General features: G+C 49.3%; 1 protein-coding gene. It reads right to left on the bottom strand.

Annotation, left to right across the window (positions count from 1 at the left end; genetic code table 11):
* Positions 1-277 precede the first annotated feature (277 nt).
* Entirely contained in the window at positions 278-1,756 is a 1,479-nt protein-coding gene (locus OB87_RS19155; protein WP_033570964.1) for a SulP family inorganic anion transporter, read from the bottom strand.
* Positions 1,757-2,257: the final 501 nt, after the last annotated feature.

The raw sequence follows: 2,257 nt of genomic DNA, 5'->3' as shown, positions 1-2,257 counted from the left end.
CAAAAAAATGGAGTATGCCGATCCAGAACTGGCGGCTGGCGATGAGCCGCTTTATTATCGAGTTTGGTGATCGCCTGAGCGCTCACCTTTAATAGGGTGGCAATTACACAGAATTACGTACACCCTCCCTCTCAGATATCTCACTTGTCTGCAACAGGCCCCATGACAATCGGACCTGCTGCACCATCTCACTCAGTGATTTGCCATTTCGGCGTACTAATGGCTGTTCTTTAACTCAAACAACCATCGTATTTTTCATATTTCGTTCTTCTGTTGGTTAATGCTCCCCCATCAGCTTTACCACTTCGTCTGGCTTATCATGCACACCAAAGCGGTCAACAATGGTTCGGGTTGCCTCATTCATTCCCCTGATGTCAACTTGCGCTCCCGCACGGCGAAATTTGATCACCACACTATCCAAAACACCCACTGAGGTAATGTCCCAGAAATGCGCGTTTGTCACGTCAATCACCACATGCTTCACTGCTTCACGGAAATCAAAATGACCAGAGAATCGGTCAGATGAGGCGAAAAAAACCTGACCCGTTACGGTATAAGTCCGGGTGTCGTCCTTCATTTTTGAGGAAACCGTCATGAAGCGAGCCACCTTGGTCGCGAAGTTCAGTGAAGCAATCAGCACACCGGTCAACACACCGAATGCAAGATTATGCGTCGCCACAACGACAGTGACAGTAGCCAACATCACTATGCTGGTTGAAAAGGGATGAGTGCGCAAATTGGCGATAGAACACCAGGAAAATGTGCCGATAGATACCATGATCATCACGGCAACCAGTGCTGCCATAGGAATTTGAGATACCCACTGCCGCAGGAAGAGGATGAGGCAAAGCAGCACGACACCTGCAGTCAACGTCGAAAGGCGTCCACGCCCACCTGATTTCACGTTAATAACTGACTGACCTATCATCGCACACCCTGCCATACCACCGATGAATGAGGTACAGATATTGGCAATACCTTGTGCTTTACACTCACGGTTCTTGTCACTCGACGTGTCGGTCATGTCATCGACGATAGTGGCGGTCATCATTGACTCCAACAGTCCGACAACGGCCAGCCCTGCCGAGTAAGGCAGTATTATCAGCAATGTTTCAATGTTCAGCGGAATGTCAGGGATCAGGAATACCGGCAAGCTGTCCGGTAGCTTACCCATGTCACCTACAGTTCGAACATCCAGATGTAGCCACATGGAAATGGCGGTCAGCCCGACAATGCAGACCAGCGGCGATGGAATCGTTTTATTGAGGTATGGGAAAAGATAGATGATGCCAAGCCCGGCGAGAGTAAGCGCATAGACGTGCCAGGTGACATTAATGAGTTCAGGCAACTGAGCCATAAATATCAGGATAGCCAGTGCATTGACAAAACCGGTTACTACCGACCGGGAAACATAGCGCATCAAGCTACCCAGCTTCAGATAACCAGCTGCAAGCTGGAAAAAGCCAGTCAACACGGATGCAGCAAGCAAATACTGCAGGCCATGATCTTTAACGAGCGTCCCCATGAGCAGTGCCATCGCGCCTGTTGAGGAGGAGATCATCGCCGGACGACCACCAAAGAAGGCCATAACGATAGGGATACAAAATGCGGAGTAGAGCCCGACCTGCGGATCGACTCCCGCAATAATGGAAAAGGCGATCGATTCAGGAATAAGCGCAAGCGCAACAACAATACCGGCGAGTACGTCACCACGGACGTTACCCAGCCAGTCCTTACGCGTCGAGGACAGCAACATAGAAGACTCTCAGGTTTAAAATATAGTCAGCCCTTGGGGCACAAAATTTACGAACGAGAAAACACATCCGCAAACGGGATGCTTTTGAGTACACGCTGAGGTTTACTCAGTGCGACAAATGAGGGAGGCAACTCAGGGCGGCGTAATACGCATGATGGTGTTTTGATGACTCCTGTATGACTGGTTTCAGCATCGTAGGGTTAGTAAAGCCTATATTCTTTGGGGTTATGGCAAACACCACCGCCCAAAAAAAGGACTTGTACTCTACACGAAAGATAGAGGGGGTCAATTGTAGTGGTCCAATAAATCAGGCCCCTGCAGGGTTTTGAGCGTAGCGAAAAGTCCTCATTGCCTTCTTTTTATCTATACCCTAAATAATTCAAGTTGCAGGAAGGCGGCAAGTGAGTGACAAATTCGTTGGGAACGAATTTGACCAGCCAACGGCTGGCCTCTGGTGAGAGACAGGATGTCTCTCATGCTTACTCAGGTAAGTGATTCGGG

Source organism: Dickeya undicola, from assembly GCF_000784735.1.
Taxonomy (GTDB): Bacteria; Pseudomonadota; Gammaproteobacteria; order Enterobacterales; family Enterobacteriaceae; genus Dickeya; species Dickeya undicola.
Note: the sequence above shows the minus strand (reverse complement) of the source record. Positions and strands in the feature narration are given on the sequence as shown.